At 71.2% G+C, this 23150-nt stretch carries 21 protein-coding genes and 1 pseudogene; 2 read left to right on the forward strand and 20 right to left on the reverse strand.

Annotated elements, in window-relative coordinates; translation table 11 throughout:
- Positions 1–154 precede the first annotated feature (154 nt).
- From Q1B24_RS03190 to Q1B24_RS03265, 16 genes are all read right to left on the reverse strand, one after another.
- On the reverse strand, positions 155–1153 hold the full coding sequence (locus Q1B24_RS03190) for a polyprenyl synthetase family protein (protein WP_299923122.1): 999 nt from the start codon (positions 1151–1153) through the stop codon (positions 155–157).
- Positions 1150–2742 carry an NADH-quinone oxidoreductase subunit NuoN gene (gene nuoN, locus Q1B24_RS03195; RefSeq protein WP_299923124.1) on the reverse strand — a complete coding sequence of 531 codons (1593 nt, stop codon included), beginning with the start codon at positions 2740–2742 and terminating at the stop codon, positions 1150–1152. The genes Q1B24_RS03190 and nuoN overlap by 4 nt, the downstream gene beginning before the upstream one ends.
- Positions 2739–4226: an NADH-quinone oxidoreductase subunit M gene (locus Q1B24_RS03200; protein ID WP_299923126.1), complete on the reverse strand. Its 1488-nt coding sequence runs from the start codon at positions 4224–4226 to the stop codon at positions 2739–2741. The genes nuoN and Q1B24_RS03200 overlap by 4 nt, the downstream gene beginning before the upstream one ends.
- Positions 4223–6133, reverse strand: coding sequence for an NADH-quinone oxidoreductase subunit L (gene nuoL, locus Q1B24_RS03205; protein WP_299923199.1), 1911 nt, complete (start codon positions 6131–6133; stop codon positions 4223–4225). The genes Q1B24_RS03200 and nuoL overlap by 4 nt, the downstream gene beginning before the upstream one ends.
- Positions 6134–6227: 94 nt before the next feature.
- Positions 6228–6521, reverse strand: a complete 294-nt coding sequence (nuoK, locus tag Q1B24_RS03210) for an NADH-quinone oxidoreductase subunit NuoK (protein WP_254180917.1) — start codon at positions 6519–6521, stop codon at positions 6228–6230.
- The gene (locus Q1B24_RS03215; protein WP_299923129.1) at positions 6518–7330 is read right to left on the reverse strand and encodes an NADH-quinone oxidoreductase subunit J; all 813 of its coding nucleotides are present in this window, start codon (positions 7328–7330) and stop codon (positions 6518–6520) included. The genes nuoK and Q1B24_RS03215 overlap by 4 nt, the downstream gene beginning before the upstream one ends.
- Positions 7327–7884, reverse strand: coding sequence for an NADH-quinone oxidoreductase subunit NuoI (gene nuoI / locus Q1B24_RS03220; RefSeq protein WP_299923131.1), 558 nt, complete (start codon positions 7882–7884; stop codon positions 7327–7329). Before nuoI ends, Q1B24_RS03215 begins: the two co-directional genes overlap by 4 nt.
- Positions 7877–9217 (reverse strand): NADH-quinone oxidoreductase subunit NuoH, encoded by a 1341-nt coding sequence (gene nuoH, locus Q1B24_RS03225; protein ID WP_299923133.1) that lies wholly within the window; start codon positions 9215–9217, stop codon positions 7877–7879. Before nuoH ends, nuoI begins: the two co-directional genes overlap by 8 nt.
- Entirely contained in the window at positions 9217–11721 is a 2505-nt protein-coding gene (locus Q1B24_RS03230; protein ID WP_299923135.1) for an NADH-quinone oxidoreductase subunit G, read from the reverse strand. The genes nuoH and Q1B24_RS03230 overlap by 1 nt, the downstream gene beginning before the upstream one ends.
- The gene (gene nuoF / locus Q1B24_RS03235; protein WP_299923137.1) at positions 11718–13028 is read right to left on the reverse strand and encodes an NADH-quinone oxidoreductase subunit NuoF; all 1311 of its coding nucleotides are present in this window, start codon (positions 13026–13028) and stop codon (positions 11718–11720) included. The genes Q1B24_RS03230 and nuoF overlap by 4 nt, the downstream gene beginning before the upstream one ends.
- Positions 13029–13088: 60 nt before the next feature.
- The gene (gene nuoE / locus Q1B24_RS03240; RefSeq protein ID WP_299923138.1) at positions 13089–13763 is read right to left on the reverse strand and encodes an NADH-quinone oxidoreductase subunit NuoE; all 675 of its coding nucleotides are present in this window, start codon (positions 13761–13763) and stop codon (positions 13089–13091) included.
- On the reverse strand, positions 13760–15100 hold the full coding sequence (locus Q1B24_RS03245) for an NADH-quinone oxidoreductase subunit D (RefSeq protein WP_299923140.1): 1341 nt from the start codon (positions 15098–15100) through the stop codon (positions 13760–13762). Before Q1B24_RS03245 ends, nuoE begins: the two co-directional genes overlap by 4 nt.
- Positions 15100–15753: an NADH-quinone oxidoreductase subunit C gene (locus Q1B24_RS03250; protein ID WP_366916414.1), complete on the reverse strand. Its 654-nt coding sequence runs from the start codon at positions 15751–15753 to the stop codon at positions 15100–15102. Before Q1B24_RS03250 ends, Q1B24_RS03245 begins: the two co-directional genes overlap by 1 nt.
- Positions 15754–15959: 206 nt before the next feature.
- Positions 15960–16514: an NADH-quinone oxidoreductase subunit B family protein gene (locus Q1B24_RS03255; RefSeq protein ID WP_254180924.1), complete on the reverse strand. Its 555-nt coding sequence runs from the start codon at positions 16512–16514 to the stop codon at positions 15960–15962.
- A gap of 6 nt (positions 16515–16520) precedes the next feature.
- Positions 16521–16880, reverse strand: a complete 360-nt coding sequence (locus tag Q1B24_RS03260; RefSeq protein WP_191194416.1) for an NADH-quinone oxidoreductase subunit A — start codon at positions 16878–16880, stop codon at positions 16521–16523.
- Between the two features lie 212 nt (positions 16881–17092).
- Positions 17093–17782, reverse strand: coding sequence for a demethylmenaquinone methyltransferase (locus tag Q1B24_RS03265; RefSeq protein WP_299923147.1), 690 nt, complete (start codon positions 17780–17782; stop codon positions 17093–17095).
- Positions 17783–17884: 102 nt separating this feature from the next.
- On the opposite strand from Q1B24_RS03265, the gene Q1B24_RS03270 reads away from it, so the two are divergent.
- Positions 17885–18880, forward strand: a complete 996-nt coding sequence (locus Q1B24_RS03270) for a L,D-transpeptidase family protein (RefSeq protein WP_299923149.1) — start codon at positions 17885–17887, stop codon at positions 18878–18880.
- A 25-nt stretch (positions 18881–18905) separates the two neighbouring features.
- Here the strand turns inward: Q1B24_RS03270 and Q1B24_RS03275 are convergent, their stop codons facing one another.
- The 4 genes and pseudogenes from Q1B24_RS03275 to Q1B24_RS03290 all read right to left on the reverse strand — a co-directional run bounded on the left by Q1B24_RS03275 (position 18906) and on the right by Q1B24_RS03290 (position 21784).
- Positions 18906–19271 carry a hypothetical protein gene (locus Q1B24_RS03275; RefSeq protein ID WP_299923151.1) on the reverse strand — a complete coding sequence of 122 codons (366 nt, stop codon included), beginning with the start codon at positions 19269–19271 and terminating at the stop codon, positions 18906–18908.
- Positions 19272–19371: 100 nt separating this feature from the next.
- Positions 19372–19623, reverse strand: a complete 252-nt coding sequence (locus tag Q1B24_RS03280) for a hypothetical protein (protein WP_299923153.1) — start codon at positions 19621–19623, stop codon at positions 19372–19374.
- A gap of 634 nt (positions 19624–20257) precedes the next feature.
- Positions 20258–20533 (reverse strand): annotated as a pseudogene (locus Q1B24_RS21820) (AMP-binding protein); the annotation flags it as partial.
- 63 nt (positions 20534–20596) lie between these two features.
- Entirely contained in the window at positions 20597–21784 is a 1188-nt protein-coding gene (locus Q1B24_RS03290; RefSeq protein ID WP_299923157.1) for an AMP-binding protein, read from the reverse strand.
- 119 nt (positions 21785–21903) lie between these two features.
- Between Q1B24_RS03290 and Q1B24_RS03295 the strand changes: the two genes are divergently transcribed.
- On the forward strand, positions 21904–23145 hold the full coding sequence (locus Q1B24_RS03295; RefSeq protein WP_299923159.1) for an isochorismate synthase: 1242 nt from the start codon (positions 21904–21906) through the stop codon (positions 23143–23145).
- Positions 23146–23150: the final 5 nt, after the last annotated feature.

The following is a 23150-nucleotide window of genomic DNA, read 5'->3' on the forward strand; positions in this document are numbered from 1 at the left end:
CGGTAGCCCGCTGGCGGTGACCCACGCAGCTTCCCAGGCCGCAGAACATGCCTCACGCACCGCTCCACCCGGGCACGAGCGGTGGCCCACCCACATTCCGCCAGCTGGAAAGGTAGCTCCACCGCCGCTCGCGGCGGCGGCGGTGCGGCGAGCGTCAGGAGGTGCGGGTGGCGACGATGTCGGCGAAGGACTCCAGCGCCGTACGGACGGGGCCGGGGTCGAGGGCCTCGAGGAGCTTCTTGGCGCGGGCGGCCTCGGCGAGCACGTGGTCACGGGCCTGGTCGATGGCGGGGTGGCGGCGCAGCAGCTCGAGGGCCTCGGCGTGCTCGGCGTCGTCGGCGAGCGGGCGGCCGAGGAGCGAGAGCAGACGGGCGTCGGCCGGGTCGGTCGAGGCCTGGGCCATCAGGACGGGCAGGGTGGGTACGCCCTCGCGCAGGTCGGTGCCCGGCGTCTTGCCGGAGGTGTCGGACTCGGAGGCGATGTCGAGGATGTCGTCGGTCAGCTGGAACGCCGAGCCCACGATCTCGCCGTAGGAGCTCAGCGCCTCCACGACCTCGGCACGCGCGCCGCTGAACATCGCGCCGTAGCGCGCGGACGTGGCGATGAGCGAGCCCGTCTTGCCGGCGACGACGTCGAGGTAGTGCGCCAGCGGGTCCTCCCCGGGACCAGGCGGGACCGTCTCCATGATCTGGCCCTCGACGAGGCGGGTGAAGGTGCGGGCCTGGATGAGGACGGCCTCGGGTCCGAGCTCGGCGGTGAGCTCGGAGGAGCGGCCGAACAGGAAGTCGCCGGTGAGGATGGCGACGTTGTTGTCCCACCGGGCGTTGGCGGTGTGGGCGCCGCGGCGCAGGGACGCCTCGTCCATCACGTCGTCGTGGTAGAGCGAGGCCACGTGGGTGAGCTCGACGACGCAGGCGGCCGTGTCGACGGCGTCCGCGTCGGGGTCGGGGCCCGCCTCGGCCGCGAGCAGCACCAGCAGCGGCCGGAAGCGCTTCCCGCCGGCCATCATGAGGTGGGTCGCGGCCTCCGAGACGAACTGGGCGCGCCCCTTGCAGTGGTCGGCGAGCATCTCCTCGATGCGCGCCAGCCGCTCGACGAGCCGCTCCTCCAGAGCGGGGTCGACGACGGGCATGGCGAGGGGCGAGTCGGTCACCTGATGAATTCTCCCGCAACCGCCGCCAGGTCGAGCACCGGGCCCGGCAGCACGCCGAGGACGAGGGTGATCGCGGCCCCGACGGCGATGGTCGTGGCGGTGAGCACCGAGGGGTACGCCACGCTCGGACCGTCGCCCACGGGCGCGTCGAAGTACATGACCTTGATGACCCGGACGTAGAGGTACGCCGCCACGATGCTCGCGAGCACCGCAGCCACCACGACCGGCCAGGCGCCCGCCGCGAGGGCCACGGAGAACACCGCGAGCTTGCCTACGAAGCCGGAGGTGAGCGGGATGCCCGCCATGGCCAGCAGGAAGAACGCGAAGACGGCCGCCACCACGGGCGACTCCTTGCCGAGGCCCGCCCACCGGTCGATGGCGGTGGTCTCGCCACCGCCGTCGCGCACGAGGCTGACGACCGCGAAGGCGCCGATCGTGGCGAAGCCGTAGGTGGCGAGGTAGAAGAGCACGGCCTGGACCGAGCTGATCTCACCGACGGCCAGCTGGTCGGCGGCCTGCAGACCGATCACGCCGGTGAGGATGAAGCCGGTGTGCGCGACCGAGGAGTAGGCAAGCAGGCGCTTGATGTCGGTCTGCGTGATGGCCAGGGCGGCACCGACGAACATCGACAGCACGGCGATGATCCACAGCATCGGCTGCCACGACCAGCGGTCGGCGCCGAGCGCGACGTAGAACAGGCGCATGATCGCGCCGAACGCGGCGACCTTGGTGCCGGCCGCCATGAAGGCGGTCACCGGGGTCGGAGCGCCCTGGTAGACGTCGGGGGTCCATGCCTGGAACGGCACGGCGCCGACCTTGAAGAGCAGGCCGACCGACAGCAGTCCGGTGCCGATGAGCAACAGGGCCTGGTTGCCGACGTCGTTGCGCACCGCCTCATTGATCGAGGCGAAGTCGAGCGAGCCGGCGAAGCCGTAGAGCAGCGCCGCGCCGTAGAGGAAGAAGCCGGAGGAGAACGCACCGAGCAGGAAGTACTTGAGCGCGGCCTCCTGGCTCAGCAGGCGCCGCCGGCGAGCGAGGCCGCTCAGGAGGTAGAGCGGCAGGGAGAGGATCTCGAGGCCCACGAACATCGTCAGCAGGTCGTTGGCCGCCGGGAACAGCATCATGCCGAAGACCGCGAACATCATGAGCGGGTAGACCTCGGTGTGCTCGCGGTTGGCCGCGATCGACGCGGTCTCCGCATCCGTGCCCGGCACGGCGGCGGCCTGGCCGGCGAACGCCGACACCCCGCCGTCGAGGTGGCGCTCGGCGAAGAGCAGCACGCCGGCGATGGCCAGCGCGAGGACCAGGCCCCAGATGAAGAGACTCGGCCCGTCCACCGCGATCGTGCCACCGACGGCCAGCACGCCGCGCGCGGCGCCGTCGTCGTACGTCTGGACGTCCTGGGCGACCAGCACGACCCCGACGAGCGCGAGCACGAGGCCGCCGAGGGCCAGCACCACCTGGGTGGTGTAGCGGACCGAACGCGGGAGGAACGCCTCGACGACGACGCCGAGGCAGGCGACACCGAAGACGACCAGCAGGGGCCAGAGCTCGAAGTACTCGATGCTGGGCTTCACGAACTCGGTCACTGGGGACCACCCTCCTGGCCGATGCCCACACTCGCGAGCGAGTCGTGGACGAACGGGTTGATGACGTCGAGCAGCGGCATCGGGTAGAAGCCGAACAGCACGAGCGCGAGCAGCAGCGGGGCGAGGATGCCCACCTCACGGCGGTCGAGGTCGGCCACCGGAGCCATGCCGACCCGGTCGGGGCCGGTCATCGTCCGCTGGTACATCCAGAGCGCGTAGAACGCGGCCAGGACGATCGCGAGCACCGCGACCGAGCCGACCAGCCAGTGGTGGTCGAACGCGGCGATGATGACGAGCATCTCGGAGACGAACGGCGACAGGCCGGGGAGGCCGGCCGCGGCGAGGCCACCGACGAGGAAGAAGCCGGCGAGCACCGGGGCTGCCTTCTCGACCCCGCCCATCTCGCGGATGGAGGCGGTGCCGGTGCGGTGGATCAGGAATCCGGCCACCAGGAACATCAGCGCCGTCGCGATGCCGTGGTTGACCATGTAGAGGATCGCACCGGTGCTGCCGTTGGAGCTGAAGACGAAGATGCCCAGCACGATGAAGCCGAAGTGCGAGAGCGACGTGAGACCGATCAGGCGCAGGATGTCGTCCTGGCCGATGGCGACCAGCGCGCCGTAGATGATCGAGACCAGCGCGAGCACGACCACGACCGGCGTCGCCCACTGGGAGGCGTCGGGCAGCAGTCCGAGGCAGAACCGCAGCATGCCGAAGGTGCCGATCTTGTCGAGGATGCAGACCAGCAGCACCGAGGTGCCGGTGGTCGCCTTCTCCGTCGTGTCGGCCAGCCAGGTGTGCACCGGGAACATCGGCGCCTTGATCGCGAACGCGACGAAGAAGCCGACGAACAGCCAGCGCTGGGTCGTCTCGTCGATGTCGATGGCGGCCAGGTCGCTGATGAGGAAGCTCGGGCTGCCCGCGTCGGCGGAGACGACGTAGAGCCCGATCACCGAGGCGAGCATGATGAGCCCGCCGGCGAGCTGGTAGATGAGGAACTTGGTCGCCGCACGCCCCCGGCCGGCCCGACCGAAGCCGCCGATGAGGAAGTAGGCCGGGATCAGCGTGGCCTCGAAGACGACGTAGAAGAGCAGCACGTCGGTGGCGGTGAAGACGGCCAGCGACATGGCCTCGAGGGCCAGGGTCCAGGCGAAGAAGGACTTCGCGCCGTTGTTGCCCGGGGCGTCGGACTCGTGCCAGCCGGCGAGCAGCACGATCGGCACGAGGACGACCGTGAGCAGGACCATGAGCAGGCCGAGGCCGTCGACGCCGAGCGCGTAGTGGACCCCGAGGGACTCGATCCACGTGCGGGTCTCGGTGAGCTGCATGCCGCCGCCCACCGTGTACTGCGTCGCGGCCACGATTCCGGCCACGAGGGTCGCGGCAGCGAAGCCGAGGCCGACCAGTCGGGCGAGCGCGGCCGGCACGAAGGCCGTGACGAGCGCGCCGACGAGCGGCAGCAGGATCAGGACAGTCAGGATCATCCGAGGTTCACCGCCAGCAGAGCGAGGACGACCAGCAGGGCGCCACCGAGGAGGGACAGGGCGTAGGAGCGGACGAAGCCGTTCTGGACTCGACGCATCGTGGTGGACAGGCCGCCGACGGCGGAGGAACCGCCCTCGACGACGCCGTCGACCCCGACGCGGTCGAAGGTGGTCAGGCCACCGACCAGCCCGGCTCCGGGTCGTACGACGACCGCGTCGTTGATCGCGTCGCCGTAGAGGTCGGCACGAGCGGCGCGGGTCGCGAACGACACGTCCTGCGGGGCCTCGCGCGGGATCTCGCGCTTGCCCACCAGGAACCAGGCGGCGGCCACGCCGAGGGCGACGACGGCGGTGATGATCAGCGTGATCACGATGGCCGGCAGCGGCGGCTCGTGGTGCTCGGCGACACCGGTCACCGGCTCGAGCCAGGTGACGATCCAGTCACCGAGGAGCAGGGCGCCGCCGAGGACCGACAGCGCGGCCAGCACGATCAGCGGGACGGTCATCACCTTGGGCGACTCATGCGGGTGCACGTCGGCCTCCCAGCGCTTCTCGCCGAAGAACGTCATCAGCATCAGGCGGGTCATGTAGAAGCCGGTGATCCCGGCGCCGAGGAGGGCCAGCAGGCCGATCACGAGGTTGTCGGCCAGGGCCGACTCGATGATCTTGTCCTTGGACCAGAAGCCGGAGAAGCCCGGGAATCCGATGATCGCGAGGTAGCCCATCGCAAACGTCAGGAAGGTGACCGGCATCGCCTTGTTGAGCGCGCCGTAGTGGCGCATGTCCACGTCGTCGTTCATCCCGTGCATCACCGAGCCCGCACCGAGGAACATGTTGGCCTTGAAGAAGCCGTGCGTGAGCAGGTGGAAGATCGCGAACGGGTAGCCGACGGGGCCGAGGCCGGCGGCCAGCATCATGTAGCCGATCTGGCTCATCGTCGAGCCGGCCAGCGCCTTCTTGATGTCGTCCTTGGCGCAGCCGAGGATCGCGCCCCACAGCAGCGTGACGGTGGCGACGATGACGACCGCGGTCTGCGCGACGGGGGTGAGCTCGTAGATGAAGTTCGAGCGGACCACGAGGTAGACGCCGGCGGTGACCATGGTCGCCGCGTGGATGAGGGCCGAGACCGGGGTCGGGCCCTCCATCGCGTCGAGCAGCCATGCCTGCAGCGGCACCTGGGCGGACTTGCCGCACGCGCCGAGCAGGAGCAGCAGGCCGAGGGCGTTGAGCGTGCCCTGGCTCGCCTCGCCGGCGAGCTCGCTGACCGCGCCGAAGTCGGTGGTGCCGAAGGTGGCGAACATCAGCGCGATCGCCAGCGACAGGCCGATGTCACCCACACGGTTGATGACGAACGCCTTCTTGGCCGCGGCCGCGGCCGACGGCTTGTGCTGCCAGAAGCCGATGAGCAGGTACGACGCCAGGCCGACGCCCTCCCAGCCCAGGAAGAGGCCCACGAAGTTCGCCGAGAGGATCAGCGTGAGCATCGCCGCGACGAACAGGTTGAGGTAGCCGAAGAAGCGGCGACGGCGCGGGTCGTGCTCCATGTAGCCGATGGCGTAGACGTGGATCAGCGACCCGACGCCGGTGATGAGGAGCAGGAACAGCGCGGCGAGCTGGTCGTAGAGCAGGTCCATGCCGACCGTCAGCGAGCCGGTCTCGAACCAGGTCCAGAGCTGCTGGCCGACCTGGCGCGACTCGGCGTCGCGGCCGAGGAGCGCGACGAACAGCACGAGGCTGAGCACGAAGGACAGCGCCGCCATCGCGGTGCCGACGAGGTGGCCGTGCTTGTCGGCGGCCGCCTTGAGCGAGGCCGGCAGGAACGGCGCGACGCCGAGCAGCAGGACCGCACCGAGCACCGGGAGGGCGATGACCAGCCACAGCAGGTCGAAGACGCCGCCGGCTCCCATGTCGGGCGCGACCACGGGCGTGTGCGCACCCTCCTCGGCCATCGGCAGGCCGGCCGCGAGGACTGAGTGGGACAACAGGTTCACGAGCGCTCCCTCAGTACTTCAGCAGGCTGGCGTCGTCGACCGAGGCCGAGCGTCGGGTGCGGAAGATGGTCATGATGATCGCGAGCCCGATCACGACCTCGGCAGCCGCCACGACCATCACGAAGAACGCGGTGATCTGGCCGTCGAGGTTGCCGTGCTGGCGGGCGAAGGCCACGAACGCCAGGTTGCAGGCGTTGAGCATCAGCTCGACGCACATGAACACCACGATGGCGTTGCGGCGCGTGAGGACACCCACGCAGCCGATCGTGAAGAGGATCGCCGAGAGCACGATGTACTCGGTCACTTGACGTCCTCCTCGGTGGTGGCGGGCGCGCCGGCCTTGCCCGAGGTCTCGGGCATCGCGGTGGGGTCGCCGATCTGACGGCGTACGTCGTCGATGTCGTCGGCGAGCGCGGGAGCCGAGCGGACCGTGCCGCGGGCGGCGAGCACCCGGGAGACCGACGACTCGGCGGCGGTGCCGTCGGGCAGCAGGGCCGGGGTGTCGACCGCGTTGTGGCGGGCGTAGACGCCCGGCGAGGGCAGCGGCCCGAGGTGCTTGCCGTGCTCGGCGTAGTCGCGCATGCGCTGCGCGGCCAGCTCTGCCTGGCCTGCCTTCGGCGTCAGGCGCTCGCGGTGGGCGAGCACCATCGCGCCGAGCGCTGCGGTGATCAGCAGGGCGCTGGTGGCCTCGAAGGCGAAGACGTAGCGGGAGAACAGGATGTTGGCGATGGCCGGCACGTTGCCGCCGGCGTTGGCCTCGTCGAGCCCGACCACCGCGCCGAGCGCGACCTGGCTGATGCCGAGCACCAGCACGGTGCCGAACAGCAGGCCGAGGACGACCGCCATCACCCGCTGGCCGCGGATGGTCTCCACGACGGAGTCGGTCGCGTCGACGCCGATGAGCATCATCACGAACAGGAACAGCATGAGGATCGCGCCGGTGTAGACGATGATCTGCACCGCGAAGAGGAAGGGCGCGTCGAGAACGGCGTAGAGGAACGCGAGGCTGATCATCACCACGGCGAGCAGCAGCGCGGCGTGCACGGCCTTCCGGACGAACAGGATGCCCAGCGCGGCGGCCACCATGATCGGGGCCAGGATCCAGAAGGTCATCGGGTGGCCCCCCGGTAGTAGTCGCCCTCGTCGTCGCCGAGCCGCATCGCGTGCGGCGGCTCCTCCATGCCCGGCAGGAGCGGCGCGAGGAGGTCGGACTTCTCGTAGATCAGGTCGGCGCGGTTGTCGTCGGCGAGCTCGTACTCGTTGGTCATCGTCAGCGCGCGGGTCGGGCACGCCTCGATGCAGAGCCCGCACAGGATGCAGCGCAGGTAGTTGATCTGGTAGACGCGGCCGTAGCGCTCACCGGGGCTGAAGCGTCCCGAGCCGTCGGGCAGGTCGACGTTGGACGCGCCCTCGACGTAGATCGCGTCGGCGGGGCATGCCCACGCGCACAGCTCGCACCCGATGCACTTCTCCAGGCCGTCGGGCCAGCGGTTGAGCTGGTGCCGGCCGTGGAAGCGCGGAGCGGTCGGCATCTTCTCGAACGGGTACTGCTCGGTGACGACCTTCTTGAACATGGTCCGGAAGGTGACGCCGAACCCGGCGATCGGGTCCCAGAGGCTCTCCTTGACGCCCTTGGACCCCTGCCCGGACTGAGGGGACTCACTCATGGTTCTCCTCCGCTGCAGCGGTGACGGTGGTGCGGCTCTGGGCGAACGTCAGCGGCGCGGCGCCTCCGCGCACGGCGCCGCCGGTGGGCATGGGCGGCACGGGGAAGCCGCCGGCGAACGCGTCGTGGGGCTCCTCGCCCGCCTCGACCGGGGACTCGTCGTCCGACGTGTCGCCCTTGTCGCCGACGAACAGCAGCCCGACCGTGAGGACGAGCAGCACCGCGATGGCCGCGACGAGGTAGGTGCGGTTGATGTTGCCCTCGAGCGAGATGACGCGGATGGTCGCGACGGCCACGATCCAGGCCAGGGAGACCGGGATGAGGATCTTCCAGCCGAGCGCCATGAACTGGTCGTAGCGCATGCGGGGCAGCGAGCCGCGCAGCCAGACGAACATGAAGATGAAGATGAAGACCTTGCCGAAGAACCACAGCAGGGGCCAGTAGCCGCTGTTGGCGCCCTCCCACACGTTCTCGATGCCCCACGGCGCAGCCCAGCCGCCCAGGAACAGGGTGGTGGCGATGGCCGACACGGTGGCGAGGTTGATGTACTCGGCGAGGAAGAACAGCGCGAACTTCAGGCTGGAGTACTCGGTGTGGAAGCCGCCGACCAGCTCGCCCTCGGCCTCGGGGAGGTCGAAGGGGGCCCGGTTGGTCTCGCCGACCATCGAGATCACGTAGATGACGAACGACGGCAGCAGGATCAGCCCGAACCACAACCGGTCCTGGGCGGCGACGATCTCCGAGGTCGACATCGACCCGGCGTAGAGGAAGACGGCGACGAGCGCGAGGCCCATCGCGACCTCGTAGGAGATCATCTGCGCGCTCGAGCGCAGGCCGCCCAGCAGGGAGTAGGTCGAGCCGGACGACCAGCCGCCGAGGACGATGCCGTAGATGCCGATCGAGGCGATGGCGAGCATGAAGAGCACCGCCACCGGCATGTCGGTCAGCTGCAGCGGCGTCTGGTGGCCGAAGAAGTTGACCTCGGGACCGAGCGGGATGACCGACCAGGTGACGAAGGCCGGCACGACGGCGATGACGGGCGCGAGCAGGAAGACGACCTTGTCGGCCGCCTTGGGGATGATGTCCTCCTTCAGCGCGAGCTTCACGCCGTCGGCGAGCGACTGCAGGAGGCCGAAGGGGCCGTTCACGTTGGGCCCGACGCGGTGCTGCATCCGGGCCACCACGCGGCGCTCGAACCAGATGTTGAACAGCGTCAGCAGCACCAGGATCAGGAAGATGAAGACGGCCTTGAGGGCGATGACCCACCACGGGTCCTGGCCGAAGGCGGCCAGGCCCGGGTCGGGCAGGTCCGCCGCCAGCGGGGCGAGGTGCATCACTGAGCTGCTCCCTTCAGGGTGACCGTGCTGCCGGGCGAGGCGAGCTCGGCGAGGACGCCGCGACCGGTCGACCGGGCCGGGACCCAGACGACGCCGTCGGGCATGTCGGCGACCACGACGGGCAGCGTCATGCTGCCCCGGTCACCGGTGACGGTGACGAGCTGCTCGCCGCCGGGCTGCGCCTCGAGCATGCCGAGCACCGACTCGTACGACGCACGGCTCACGCGCGCGACCGGCCTGCGGGCGGTGGCGCGGAGGTGCTCCTCACCGTCCTGCATCGAGCCGAGGTCGACGAGCTGCTTCCAGGTGGCCAGCGCGAAGCCGGTGCCGGCCTTCCTGGGTGCCTTGGCCGGCTTGGGCGCCTTGCCGGCGTCGAGTGCCGGGCGGGCGCCGTCCCACGGGCCGAGGGACTGCATCTCGTCGCGCACCTCGGCGACCGTGCGGAAGCCGAGCGGGCGACCGTGGCCGATCGAGGCGAGCTCGTCGGCGATGCCGGACAGGACCCGCAGGTCGGGCAGCGACGCCGGGTTGGCGAACACGGCGTCGAAGGACCGCGCCCGCCCGTCCCACGTCACGAAGGTGCCGGCCTTGTCGGCGACCGGGGCCACCGGGAGGACGACGTCGGCGACGCGCGTCACGTCGGTCTCGCGCAGCTCGAGGCTGACCACGAAGCCGGCCGCGTCGAGGGCGGCGCGGAACGCTGCCGGGTCGGCGGTGTCGTCGGGGTCGACGCCACCGACGACGAGGCCGCCGAGGTCGCCCTTGGCCAGCGCAGCGACGATCGCGTTGCCGTCCCGGCCGACCTTGGCGGGGAGGGACTCCGTACCCCAGGCGGCACCCATGTCGACGCGCGCGGACGCCTCGGTGAGCGGACGCCCGCCGGGCAGCAGGTTGGGCAGGGCACCGGCCTCGACGGCGCCACGGTCGCCGGCGCGACGCGGCACCCACGCGATGCGGGCACCGGTGCCGGCGGCGAGGTCGGCTGCGGCGCTGAGCGCACCGTGGGTCTGGGCGAGGCGCTCCCCGACGAGGATGACGGCGTCCTTGGTGACGCCGTGCTCGGCGTCCTTGAGCGAGCCGATCACCTCGACCTCGGTGCCGGGCCCGGCCGGCACGAGGCGGCCGTCCATCTTGGTCAGGCCGCGCGAGGCGTAGGGCGCCACGGACACGACCTGGGTGCGGCCGCGCCTGGCGGCCTTGCGCAGGCGCAGGAAGAGCGTCGCCGCCTCGTCCTCGGGCTCGAGGCCCAGCAGCACCACGACGGGCGCGGCCTCGAGGTCGGCGTAGGTGACGTCACCGGCGAGCGCGACGTGGCTGGCGAGGAAGCTCGCCTCCTCCGCGCTGTGCGGGCGGGCCCGGAAGTCGATGTCGTTGGTCCCGAGCGAGACGCGGGCGAACTTGGCGTACGCGTAGGCGTCCTCGGCCGTCAGCCGGCCGCCGGTGAGCACGGCGGACGCCCCGGCGTCGCGGAGACCACGGGCCGCGACCGCGAACGCCTCGGTCCACGACGCGGGGCGCAGCTCGCCCCGGGTCCCGTCGGGCAGGACGTCGCGGACCTGCGGGTAGGTGATCCGGTCGGCGGCCTGTGCGTAGCGGAAGGCGAAGCGGTCCTTGTCGCTGATCCACTCCTCGTTGACCTCGGGGTCGTTGCCGGCGAGGCGCCGCATGACCTTGCCGCGACGGTGGTCGATGCGGATCGCGGCGCCGCAGGCGTCGTGCTCCGCGACGCCGGGCGTCGAGACGAGGTCGAACGGGCGGGAGCGGAAGCGGTAGTCGGCCGACGTCAGTGCGCCGACGGGGCAGATCTGGATGGTGTTGCCGGAGAAGTAGCTCTCGAAGGGCTCGCGCTCGTAGATCGCGACCTGCTGCAGCGCACCGCGCTCGGCGAGGGCGATGAAGGGGTCGCCGGCGACCTGCTCGGAGAAGCGGGTGCAGCGGGCGCACAGGACGCAGCGCTCGCGGTCGAGCAGGACCTGGGCGGAGATGTTGATCGGCTTGGGGAAGGTGCGCTTGATGCCACCGGACTCGGAGAACCGGCTCTCGCCGCGACCGTTGCTCATCGCCTGGTTCTGCAGGGGGCACTCACCGCCCTTGTCGCAGACCGGGCAGTCGAGCGGGTGGTTGATCAGCAGGAACTCCATGATCCCCTGCTGGGCCTTGTCGGCCACCTCGCTGGTGGCCTGCGTGTTGACGACCATGCCCTCGGCCACCGGCAGGGTGCAGGAGGCCTGCGGCTTGGGGAAGCCGCGGCCGTTGCCGGCGTCGGGGATGTCGACGAGGCACTGGCGGCACGCGCCGACCGGGTCGAGCAGCGGGTGGTCGCAGAAGCGCGGGATCTGCACCCCGACCTGCTCGGCCGCGCGGATGACCAGGGTGTCCTTGGGGACGCTGACCTGGACGCCGTCGATGGTCAGGGTGACCAAATTGTCGGCGGTGCCCTGAGGAGGCGCGCCAGCGCCGTCTCGAAGGGTCTTCTCCGGCGCCTTGTCGGTGGCGGTCATGCAGTTGCTCCCACGGGTGCGAAGGCGGTCGAGGCGGCCGGGTCGAACGGGCAGCCGCCGTGCGTCAGGTGCGCGAGGTACTCGTCGCGGAAGTGCTGGATCGAGCTCGAGATCGGGCTCGTGGCACCGTCGCCGAGCGCGCAGAACGCGCGGCCCAGGATGTTGTCACACTGGTCGAGCAGCAGGTCGAGGTCGGACTCGTGGCCCTCGCCCTTCTCCAGGCGGGCCATCGTCTGGGTGAGCCACCAGGTGCCCTCGCGGCACGGGGTGCACTTGCCGCAGGACTCGTGCTTGTAGAACTCGGTCCACCGCAGGACGGCACGGACCACGCAGGTGGTCTCGTCGAAGATCTGCAGCGCACGGGTGCCGAGCATCGACCCCGCCGCGCCGACCGCCTCGAAGTCGAGGGGCACGTCGAGGTGCTCGGGCGTCAGGAGCGGGGTGCTCGAGCCGCCGGGCGTCCAGAACTTGAGCTCGTGGCCCTCGCGGATCCCCCCGGCGAGGTCGATGAGCTGGCGCAGGGTGATGCCCAGCGGGGCTTCGTACTGGCCGGGGTTCTTGACGTGGCCCGAGAGGCTGAAGATCCCGTAGCCGTTGGACTTCTCGGTGCCCATGCCGGCGAACCAGGCGGCGCCGTGGGTGATGATGCTCGGCACCGAGGCGATCGACTCGACGTTGTTGATCACCGTCGGGCTGGCGTAGAGACCGGCGACGGCCGGGAACGGCGGGCGCAGGCGAGGCTGGCCGCGGCGACCCTCCAGGCCCTCGAGCAGCGCCGTCTCCTCGCCGCAGATGTAGGCGCCGGCGCCCGCGTGCACGATCAGGTCGAGGTCGAAGCCCGAGCCGTGGATGTTCTTGCCGAGGTGGCCGGCCAGGTAGGCCTCCTGCACCGCGCGCTGAAGGCGGCGGATCACGTGGAGGACCTCGCCGCGCACGTAGATGAACGCCGTGTTGGCCCGGATCGCGTAGGAGCTGACGATGGCGCCCTCGACCAGCGTGTGCGGGCTGGCCATCATGAGCGGGATGTCCTTGCAGGTGCCCGGCTCGGACTCGTCGGCGTTGACGACGAGGTACTTCGGCTTCGGGTTGTCCTGCGGGATGAAGCCCCACTTCATGCCGGTGGGGAAGCCCGCGCCGCCACGGCCGCGGAGTCCGGACTCCTTGACGGCGTTGATCACGTCGTCCGGGGCCATCGCGAACGCCTTGTCGAGGGCGGCGTAGCCACCGCGCTCCTCGTAGGCCGCGAGGGTCCAGGCGCGCTCGCCGTCCCAGTTGTCGGTGAGGACCGGGGTCAATGTGTCAGCCACGGAGTGCCCCTTCTCGGTTGTCGAGTGCCGCGAGCTTGCGAGTGGCGTATCGAGACACGGTCACTTCTCTCCCTCCGGAGCCGTCCAGCCCTTCTCACGGGCGATCTTCAGGCCGGCCAGCGAGGCGGGACCGGCGGTCGGGCCCTCGTCGGCACGGTCGTCGGGGAAGCCGGCGAGCACCCGCTCGGCCTCACGCCAGGTGCAGAGCCGCGGGCCACGCGTGGAGTGGACCTCCTTGCCGGCGCGCAGGTCGTCGACGGCCTGCACGGCGGACTCGGGGGTCTGGTTGTCCATGAACTCCCAGTTGACCATCATCACCGGGGCGTAGTCGCAGGCCGCGTTGCACTCGATGTGCTCCAGCGTGATCTTGCCGTCGGCGGTGGTCTCGTCGTTGCCGACGTCGAGGTGCTCCTTGAGCCGCTCGAAGATGAGGTCGCCGCCCATGACCGCGCAGAGCGTGTTGGTGCAGACCCCGACGTGGTAGTCGCCGACCGGCTTGCGCTTGTACATCGTGTAGAACGTCGCGACGCCGTTGACGTCGGCGGCGCTGATGCCGAGGATCTCGGCGCAGGCCTCGATGCCCTCGGGCGTGATCCGTCCCTGCACCGACTGCACGAGGTGCAGCATCGGGAGCAGGCCGGAGCGGGCCTCGGGGTAGCGGGCCGCGATCTCGCGCAGCTCAGCCCAGGTCTTGTCGTCGAGCGTGGGCCCGCCCAGCTCGTGGTCGATCGTCATCGGTCGACGCCTCCCATCACGGGGTCGATGGACGCGATGGCGACGATGACGTCGGCGACCATCCCGCCCTCGCTCATCACGCTCGTCGCCTGCAGGTTGGTGAACGACGGGTCGCGGAAGTGCGCGCGGAAGGGTCGCGTACCGCCGTCGGAGACGACGTGGGCGCCCAGCTCGCCGCGCGGCGACTCGATCGGGACGTAGGCCTGGCCCGCGGGGACCCGGAAGCCCTCGGTGACCAGCTTGAAGTGGTGGATCAGCGCCTCCATGGACTCACCCATGATGTGGCGGATGTGGTCGAGGCTGTTGCCCATGCCGTCACTGCCGATGGCGAGCTGGCTGGGCCACGCGATCTTCTTGTCGCCCACCATGACGGGCGCGCCCTCGAGGCCCGCGAGGCGGTCGGCGCACTGCTCGACGATCCTGAGCGACTCCCACATCTCGTTGAGCCGGATGCGGAAGCGGCCGTAGGAGTCGGCCGTGTCCCACGTCTGGACCTCGAAGTCGTAGTCCTCGTAGCCGCAGTAGGGCTGGGTCTTGCGCAGGTCCCAGGCGTAGCCGGTCGAGCGGAGCACCGGGCCGGTGAGGCCGAGCGCGATGCAGCCGGCCAGGTCGAGGTGGCCGACGCCCTCGAGGCGACCCTTGAAGATCGGGTTCGCGTTGCAGAGGGCGGCGTACTCGGGCAGCCGCTTCTTCATCAGCGTGATGAAGTCGCGGATCTCGTCGAGGGCGCCGGGCGGCAGGTCCTGGGCGACGCCACCGGGACGGATGAACGCGTGGTTCATGCGCAGGCCCGTGATCAGCTCGAAGAGGTCGAGCACGAGCTCGCGCTCGCGGAAGCCGATCGTCATGACCGTCAGGGCGCCGATCTCCATGCCGCCGGTCGCGATGGCGACCAGGTGGGAGGACATCCGGTTGAGCTCCATCAGGAGCACGCGCATGACCTGCGCCTTCTCCGGGATGTCGTCCTCGATGTCGAGCAGCCGCTCCACGCCCAGGACGTAGGTCGCCTCGTTGTAGAACGGGGAGAGGTAGTCCATGCGGGTGCAGAACGTCGTTCCCTGCACCCAGGAGCGGTACTCCATGTTCTTCTCGATGCCGGTGTGGAGGTAGCCGATGCCGCAGCGCGCCTCGGTGACCGTCTCGCCCTCGAGCTCGAGGATGAGTCGGAGCACCCCGTGGGTGGAGGGGTGCTGCGGGCCCATGTTGACCACGACCCGCTCCTCGGCGGACTCGCCGATGCTCTGCGTGATCGAGTCCCAGTCCTGGCCCGTGACGGTGAAGACGCGGCCCTGGCTGGTCTCGCCGGGCGCTGCGTAGAAGTCCTGCTCGGTAGTCATCAGTTGTACGACCTTCGCTGGTCCGGCGGAGGGATGGAGCCACCCTTGTACTCGACCGGGATGCCGCCGAGCGGGTAGTCCTTGCGCTGCGGGTGGCCCGGCCAGTCGTCCGGCATGAGCACCCGGGTCAGAGCGGGGTGACCGTCGAAGATCAGCCCGAACATGTCGTAGGTCTCGCGCTCGTGCCAGTCGAGCGTCGGGTAGATGCTCACCAGGCTCGGCACGTGGGGGTCGCTGTCCGGCGCGGTCACCTCGAGTCGGATGCGCCGGTTGTGGGTCATCGACGTCAGGTGGTAGACGGCGTGGAGCTCACGTCCGGTGTCCTCGGGGTAGTGCACGCCGCTGACGCCGGAGCAGAACTCGAAGCGGAGGGCCTCGTCGTCGCGGAGCATCTGGGCCACGAAGGGCAGGTCCTCGCGGCGGACGTGGAAGGTGATCTCGCCGCGGTGGACCACGACGCTCTCGATGGCCGAGGTCAGCTCGGTGGCCTCGAGCCGCGCCTCCAACGCACCCGCGACCTCGTCGAACCAGCCGCCGTAGGGCTTCTGGGACGGGGCCGGGAAGACCGTCGCGCTGACGAGACCGCCGTAGCCGGAGGTGTCGCCGGTGCCGCTGACGCCGAACATGCCGTGCCGCTCGCCGACCGCGCGCACCTCGCCGGTCGGGGCGGGGAGGTTCTCCGGCGACTGCTCGGGCGCCGGCTGCTCGACCCCGCTGCCGGTGCCGGTCTCGGACTTGGCCTTCTCGAGGTTGCGCTCCTCGGCGGGACGCGCGGACTCGTTGGCGTCGGTCTTGTCGTCGGACTCGTCCTGGGCCTTGCCGGCGGCCTTCTCGTCGGGCTTCTCGTCGGGCTTGTCGGTCACCTGAGCAGACCCTTCATCTCCGAGGTGGGCAGGGCGCGCAGCGCAGCGGTCTCGAGCTCGGCGACCTCGTCGCGACGGTTGGCACCCAGCTTGGTCTGCTGGACCTGGTCGTGCAGCTTGAGGATCGCGTCGATGAGCATCTCCGGGCGCGGCGGGCAGCCGGGGAGGTACATGTCCACCGGGACGACGTGGTCGACGCCCTGGACGATCGCGTAGTTGTTGAACATGCCGCCCGACGAGGCGCACACCCCCATCGCGAGGACCCACTTGGGCTCGGGCATCTGGTCGTAGATCTGGCGCAGGACCGGGGCCATCTTCTGGCTCACCCGGCCGGCGACGATCATCAGGTCGGCCTGGCGCGGGCTGGCGCGGAAGACCTCCATGCCGAAGCGCGCGAGGTCGTACTTGGGGCCGCCGGTGGTCATCATCTCGATGGCGCAGCAGGCCAGCCCGAAGGTGGCGGGCCAGAACGACGCCTTGCGCATGTAGCCCGCGACGCCCTCGACAGTCGTCAGCAGGACGCCGGACGGCAGCTTCTCTTCAAGTCCCATGGCTGGTCAGTCCCAATCCAGTCCGCCGCGGCGCCACACGTAGGCGTAGGCCACGAACACAGTCGCGATGAACAGGACCATCTCGACGAGGCCGAAGAGGGCCATCTGGTCGAAGTGGACGGCCCACGGGTAGAGGAAGATGATCTCGATGTCGAAGACGATGAAGAGCATCGCGGTGATGAAGTACTTCACCGGGATCCTGCCGCCTCCGACGGGCTGCGGCGTCGGCTCGATGCCGCACTCGTAGGAGTCGAGCTTGGCCCGGTTGTAGCGCTTGGGACCCACGACGGCGCTCATGATCACGGAGAAGACCGCGAAGCCCGTCGCGATGAGTGCCAGCGCCAGGATCGGCGTGTAGAGCTCCATCGCTTCCCTTCCGGTGGACCTGCGCCACGCCCTGCTGGACATGTGCCCTTGTGAATGGCTTCACGAGTGGCGCGGGCCACAGTCTAGGACTCCGGTGCGGCGTGCGTCACGTCGGGGGGCAGACCGCCCGGCGACCGCCCGGCCACCACTCTTTGCGGCCCTGACCTGCGGATTTAGGTGACGAAGACATGCCCTAAATCGCGCGGGCGGGTTCAGGCAGTGGCGCGGTGCAGGGCGACGATGCCGCCGGTGAGGTTGCGCCACTCGGGGCGCTGCCAGCCGGCCTCCGCGAGCATCGCCGCGAGCCCCTCCTGGTCGGGCCAGGCGCGGATCGACTCCGCGAGGTAGACGTAGGCGTCGGCCGCGCTCGCGGTGAGCGAGGCGATCCGGGGCAGGGCCTGCATGAAGCCGTCGAGGTAGAGCGTGCGGAAGGCGCCGTTGGTGGGGGTGCTGAACTCGCACACCACGAGCCGGCCCCCCGGCCGGGTGACGCGGAGCATCTCCCGCAGCCCTGCGACCGGGTCGACGAAGTTGCGCAGGCCGTAGGAGATGGTCACCGCGTCGAAGGTGTCGTCCAGGAACGGCAGCCGGGTGCCGTCGCCGGCGACGAAGGGCAGCGCGGGCCGGTCCTTCTTCCCCTGCTGCAGCATGCCGACCGAGAAGTCGCACGGGACGGCCGTGGCCCCGTGGGCGCCGAAGGGCTCGCTCGAGCAGCCCGTGCCGGCGGCGAGGTCGAGCACCAGGTCGCCGGGCTGCGGGGCGACGGCCTCGACCATCGCGCGGCGCCAGGTGCGCTGGATCCCCGCCGTCATGAGGTCGTTGGTGAGGTCGTAGCGCTTGGCCACGGTGTCGAACATGCGACGTACGTCGGTCGGTTGCTTGTCCAGGTCAGCGCGGGCCACGCCGCGAGCGTAGGCGTCCGAACCACGGAGGGCGCAACGTGGGGGTGTCGTCGTACGTCCTTATGATCACCACCGTCGACGGCACCACCGGGGAGGACCCACATGTCACGCCATCGCGCTCCTGCGCTCGTCCTCGCACTTCTCTGCGCCCTCACCGGCCTCAGCGGCGTCGCCGCGACCGGAGCCGCCTCCGCCGCGCCGGCGGTGCGGGCCGCCTTCACGCCGATGCAGCTCGGTGACGCGGGGTGGCGGGTGCGGGTGCTCCAGAGCCGGCTGCACCAGCTCGACCTGCACTCCGAGGTCGTCACCAACCGGTTCGACCGCGAGACCCGCGACGGCGTCGCGACCTTCCAGCGCCGCCGCGGCTGGACCGCCGACGGCGTCGTCGACGAGCGCACCTGGCTCAAGATCGTGAGCCTCACGACCGGGCCGACGACCGAGGCGCTGCACAACGTGTACACCCCGGGCCGGCCGCTGCTGCAGCGTGGCGACACGGGCATGTGGGTGCGCCAGGTGCAGGCACGGCTGAAGCAGGTCCGGTGGTACGACGCCAAGGTGACCGGTCGCTACTCCCGCGCCACCGTGCAGGCGGTGAAGGGCTTCCAGGCCAAGCGACGGATCCCGGTGACCGGCGCGGTCGACCGGCGCACGCTCACCCGGCTCAAGGCGATGACCCGCACGCCGACGAAGGCCGAGCTGTTCAACATCGTGCCCTCCGGCCCGGCCCTCGACCCACGCTGCCTCTCCGGTCGGGCGATGTGCGTCGACAAGACGTCACGGTCGCTGCGCTGGGTCGTCGACGGCGTGGTCCTCGAGACCGTCGAGGTGCGCTTCGGGTCCGACGAGCTGCCCACCCGCGAGGGGGCCTTCACCGTGTTCCGCAAGTCGCGCGACCACGTCTCGAGCCTCTACGACACCCCGATGCCGTTCGCGATGTTCTTCTCCGGCGGGCAGGCGGTCCACTACTCCCCCGACTTCGCCGCCAACGGCTACAACGGCGCGTCCCACGGCTGCGTCAACGTCCGTGACCGCGCCACGGTGGCCTGGCTGTTCGACCGGGTCAGGCTCGGCGACAAGGTGATCGTCTACCGCTCCTGACCCGGTCCGTCGCGTTCGGTCGTGCTCAGATCTCGATCTGGGTGGAGAGCGAGGCCAGCTTGTGGCGGGCCATGGCGAGGTTGGCGCGGCTCTTGTCGAGCACCAGGTAGATGAACAGGCCCGGGTGTCCCTTGGGCAGGTTGATCAGGTGGTAGGCCTTGCCGAGGGTGATGAGGATGTCCTCGATCTGGTCGTCGAGGCCGAGGCTCTCCATCGTGCGCATCTTGGCGCGGACCACGTCGGTGTTGCCGGCGGCGGCGATGTCGAGGTTGAGGACCGAGGCGTCGCCGGCCTGGCCCAGCGCCATGCCGGACTGATAGTCGACGAGGAGCGCGGCGACCGCGCCGTCGATGCCGACTGCTTCCTTGAGGATCACGTCCACGTTGGTCATGCGAGTGCCTTTCGTGTGGTTCCCGCCGCGTCGTGCGGTGGGAGGAGGGAGTGGCCCGGGGCGGGTGCCGCGGTGCCGGCGCGGCGAGGTCGCCGCGCCCTCACTCGGGTGCCTGGCGGGCGCGCGAGAGAAGCAGCTGGTCGAGGAAGGACTCCCCCGACATGAGGGGCAGCGACGGAAGGAACGCCGAGGCGTCCACCTCGGGCTCGAGACGCAGGCCGAAGTGGTCGCCGGGTGCGCGACGCGACCGCCGTGGCAGCAGGGCGGCGTCGCCGAGGACCACCGGCGGCGGCTCGGGCAGGTCGGCGGCGCGGAGGTCGGTGAGCGTGACGACCTCGAGCGCACCACCCATCTCGGCGAGGGTCGCACGCACCGCCTCCGTCGGCGCCGGCGTGACCACCAGCGGGCCGCGGGCCGACGAGGGCGCGCCCGGGGCGCGCCCGGATCCGGCGCGCCACGCGCGGGTCCGGCGTGCCCTTGGGCACGGCCGGCGCCAGGACCCGCAGCACGTCGGGCAGGGCGTCGGCGTGCCGCTCGGGGACGACGAGGACCGAGGGGTGCGCGATGGTCGCGACCTCGGGCAGGCGCGCCGCGTCCTCGACCACGCAGAGGGTGAAGCCGAGGTCGAGGTGCGCCTCCCGCACCACCTGGACCAGGGGGTCGGCGGCGTCGCCCGCCACCAGGGCCACCGCGCGGGGGTCCAGCACGCCGTCGCGCAGGGCGCCCTCCGGAGCGCGCCCGACGGGCGTCGCGCCCGAGAGGAGCCGGGGGCCCGCGCCGTCCGGGTCGACGATGCTGTCCGCACGCTCGACCGCCGTCGGGTCCATCACGAGCCGTTCCGCGCCGAGCTCGAGGAGCCGGGCCCACCCGCGGCCGCCGTCGAGGGAGAACAACCCGGCCCGGGTCAGCGCGACCCCGTCGAGGCGGGAGAGGTCCGCGGGATCCTCGGCCACCACGAGGCGTACGTCGGCACCGTCGAGGTCGCGCGCCAGCTCGGCAGTCGTCACGCCGGGTCCGACGTGGACCACCACCGCGCCGATCGCCCTGATGGCGAGGTCCAGCTCGGGGTGCGCGTGGTCGGACGACAGCAGGGAGAGGACGACTTGGTCCACGCGCAGCCCGCTGCGGACCAGCCCAGCCGCGGCGCGCTCGACCGTCTGCGCCACCTCGGCCCAGGTGCGCGGCGTGACGCTGTCGGGGCCGACGAGCAGGAACGCGGCGTCGTCGGGGCGTTCGCGCGACAGCCGTGAGAGCGACTGCACGAACAGTTGGGGAGCGGTCTCGCTCCCGGAGACGGCCCGGCTGCTCCGACGCCCGGGCGCTGCTCAGCTGCCGGGCGTACCAGCGAGCGAGAAGGCCGAGTCCAGCCCGTCGCCCGCCCTCCCGCGACGCGGGAGGGACACCGAGGAGGCCTCGACCCGGGGCGCGGCCGGCACCTCGACCACCGCGTGCTCGCGCGCGAGCTCGAGCCGGACGGCGGGGTGGTGCGCGATGCGTCCGAGGCGGAAGCCCAGGGTGGTCGCCAGCGCGCTGACCCTGCGGTGGACGCGCGCGTCCATCACCAGCACCCGCAACCGGCCGCCCCACCAGGGCGCCAGGGCGGTGACCTCGGCGGCGAGCTTGCGCTCCTTCGAGCCCAGCCGCGCCTCGGCCACCTGCGCGGACGCGGCGTCGAGGACCTCGCGCGGCGTCGCGTGCCACGGCGAGCCGTCGACGCTGCCGGCCTCGAGGAGGTCCTCCAGCACCCTGGCTGCCGCGTGGTCGAGCAGCACGTGGGTCGGCGCCACGTGGGCGAGGGCCGCCTCGAGCTCCTCCGGGGTCTCGACCCAGGCGAGGGTGCAGCCCGAGGTCAGGTGCGCGTCACGCGCGACCGTCGTGAAGCGGTCGGCCGCCTCACCCGTCAGCAGGACGACGTCGGTGCCGGTGAGCTCGGACAGGGCACCGGAGCACTCGGGGCGGAAGAGCCACGCCTGGGCCTTCTCGCGCGGCAGGGCGAGCACCGGCGCCGAGGGGGCCCCGGCGCGCACGCCGGCGACCCAGGACAGCAGGTCGGGCTGGCGCTTGCGGCGCTCGAGGCCCATCCCGCGCAGGCGCTCCCAGGACCGGTCGTCGCACTCGAACAGCTGGGCGTCGGCGAGGGCAGCCCGCCGGAGCAGGGACAGGCGACGCTCGTCGTCGACGACGACGAGCCGCACCTCCACCTCGTCGAGGAGCCGACCCACCTCGGCCGGGTCGAGGTGCTCGGGCAGCAGCAGCGGCACCGCCCCGGCGACGCGCGTGGCGAGCTCGAGCTCGAGCTGGCGCACGCCGGTCGGGACCCGGAGGACCACCACCTGGCCCGGGTTGACCCCGGCCTCGATCATGCCGGCGGCGCCGTCGATCACCCGGCGGTAGAGCTCGTTCCACGTCAGCGTGGTCCACGACCCGTCGCGCACCTCCGTCACGGCGACCTCGAGCGCACGGTTGCGCGCGTGGCGTTCCAACCGGACGAGAGGAGATTCGTGGGCAGGCACGTGCGGGCTCCTAGGGGTGTCGGTTACCGAGGCAACCTAGGTGACGTACGCCTCTCCTGTTCGCCGTTTGGGCGATCTCTCGTCCCCGCCCTGCACGCCTCGGCGTAGGCTCCCCCCTCGTGACGACCCCCGCGTCCGCCTCCACCCCGCCGCTCGTCGTGCGCACCGTCCCGGTGGACCCGGCGGACCTCCGCCTCCTCGACCTGCTGCCCCGGCACGACCCGGTCAGCTGGCTGCGCCGCGACGAGGGGCTGGTCGGGTGGGGCGTCGCCGCCCGCCTGGACACGTCGGGACCGACACGCTTCAGCGACGCGGTGAAGTGGTGGTCGGAGACCGTCGCGCGCGCCGACGTCGAGGACCAGGTCGTCGAGCCGGGCACGGGCCTGGTCTCGTTCGGGGCCTTCGCGTTCGCCGACGAGCCCGGCGACTCCGTGCTCGTCATCCCCCAGGTCGTCGTCGGACGTCGCGGCGACCGGGCCTGGCTGACGACCGTCTCGGTCGAGGCGCCGGAGCTGGTCCCGGCCACGGCCCCCGATCCGCCCGTCGGGCTCGTCTTCTCCGACGGCGCTCGCAACGGCGAGGAGTGGATGTCGGTCGTGGCCGAGGCCGTACGCCGCATCTCCGCCGGCGACCTGGAGAAGGTGGTGCTGGCCCGCGATCTGATCGCCACCACCGACGAGCCGCTCGACGTCCGGTGGCCGCTGCGCGAGCTCGCCGCCCACTACGAGATGTGCTGGACCTTCCACGTCGACGGGTTGTTCGGCGCCACCCCCGAGATGCTCGTGCGACGCGAGCGTGGCCTGGTGACCTCCCGGGTGCTGGCCGGCACCATCCGGCGTACGGGCGACGACGAGCGCGACCTCGCCCTCGCCGCCACCCTGGCCCGCTCGTCGAAGGACCTCGAGGAGCACGAGTACGCCGTGCGCTCGGTCGCCGACGCCCTGGAGCCGCACTGCTCGTCGATGAACGTGCCGGAGGCGCCGTTCGTCCTCCACCTGCCCAACGTCATGCACCTGGCCACCGACGTCAACGGCGTGGTCCACGACGACGCGACGTCGCTGCAGCTGGCCGAGTCGCTGCACCCCTCCGCGGCCGTGGGCGGCACCCCGACGGCCGAGGCGACGCGTCTCATCTCCGAGATCGAGGGCATGCCGCGCGACCGCTACGCCGGCCCCGTCGGCTGGATGGACGCCTCCGGCGACGGCGAGTGGGGCATCGCGCTGCGCTCGGCGATGGTGACCGAGGGCGGCGTCCGGCTCTTCGCCGGCTGCGGCATCGTGGCGAGCTCGGACCCCGAGGCCGAGCTGGCCGAGTCGCAGGCGAAGTTCGTGCCCGTGCGCGACGCGCTCGGGGCCGGCTGAACCAC

Source organism: uncultured Nocardioides sp. (assembly GCF_947488025.1).
GTDB lineage: Bacteria > Actinomycetota > Actinomycetes > Propionibacteriales > Nocardioidaceae > Nocardioides.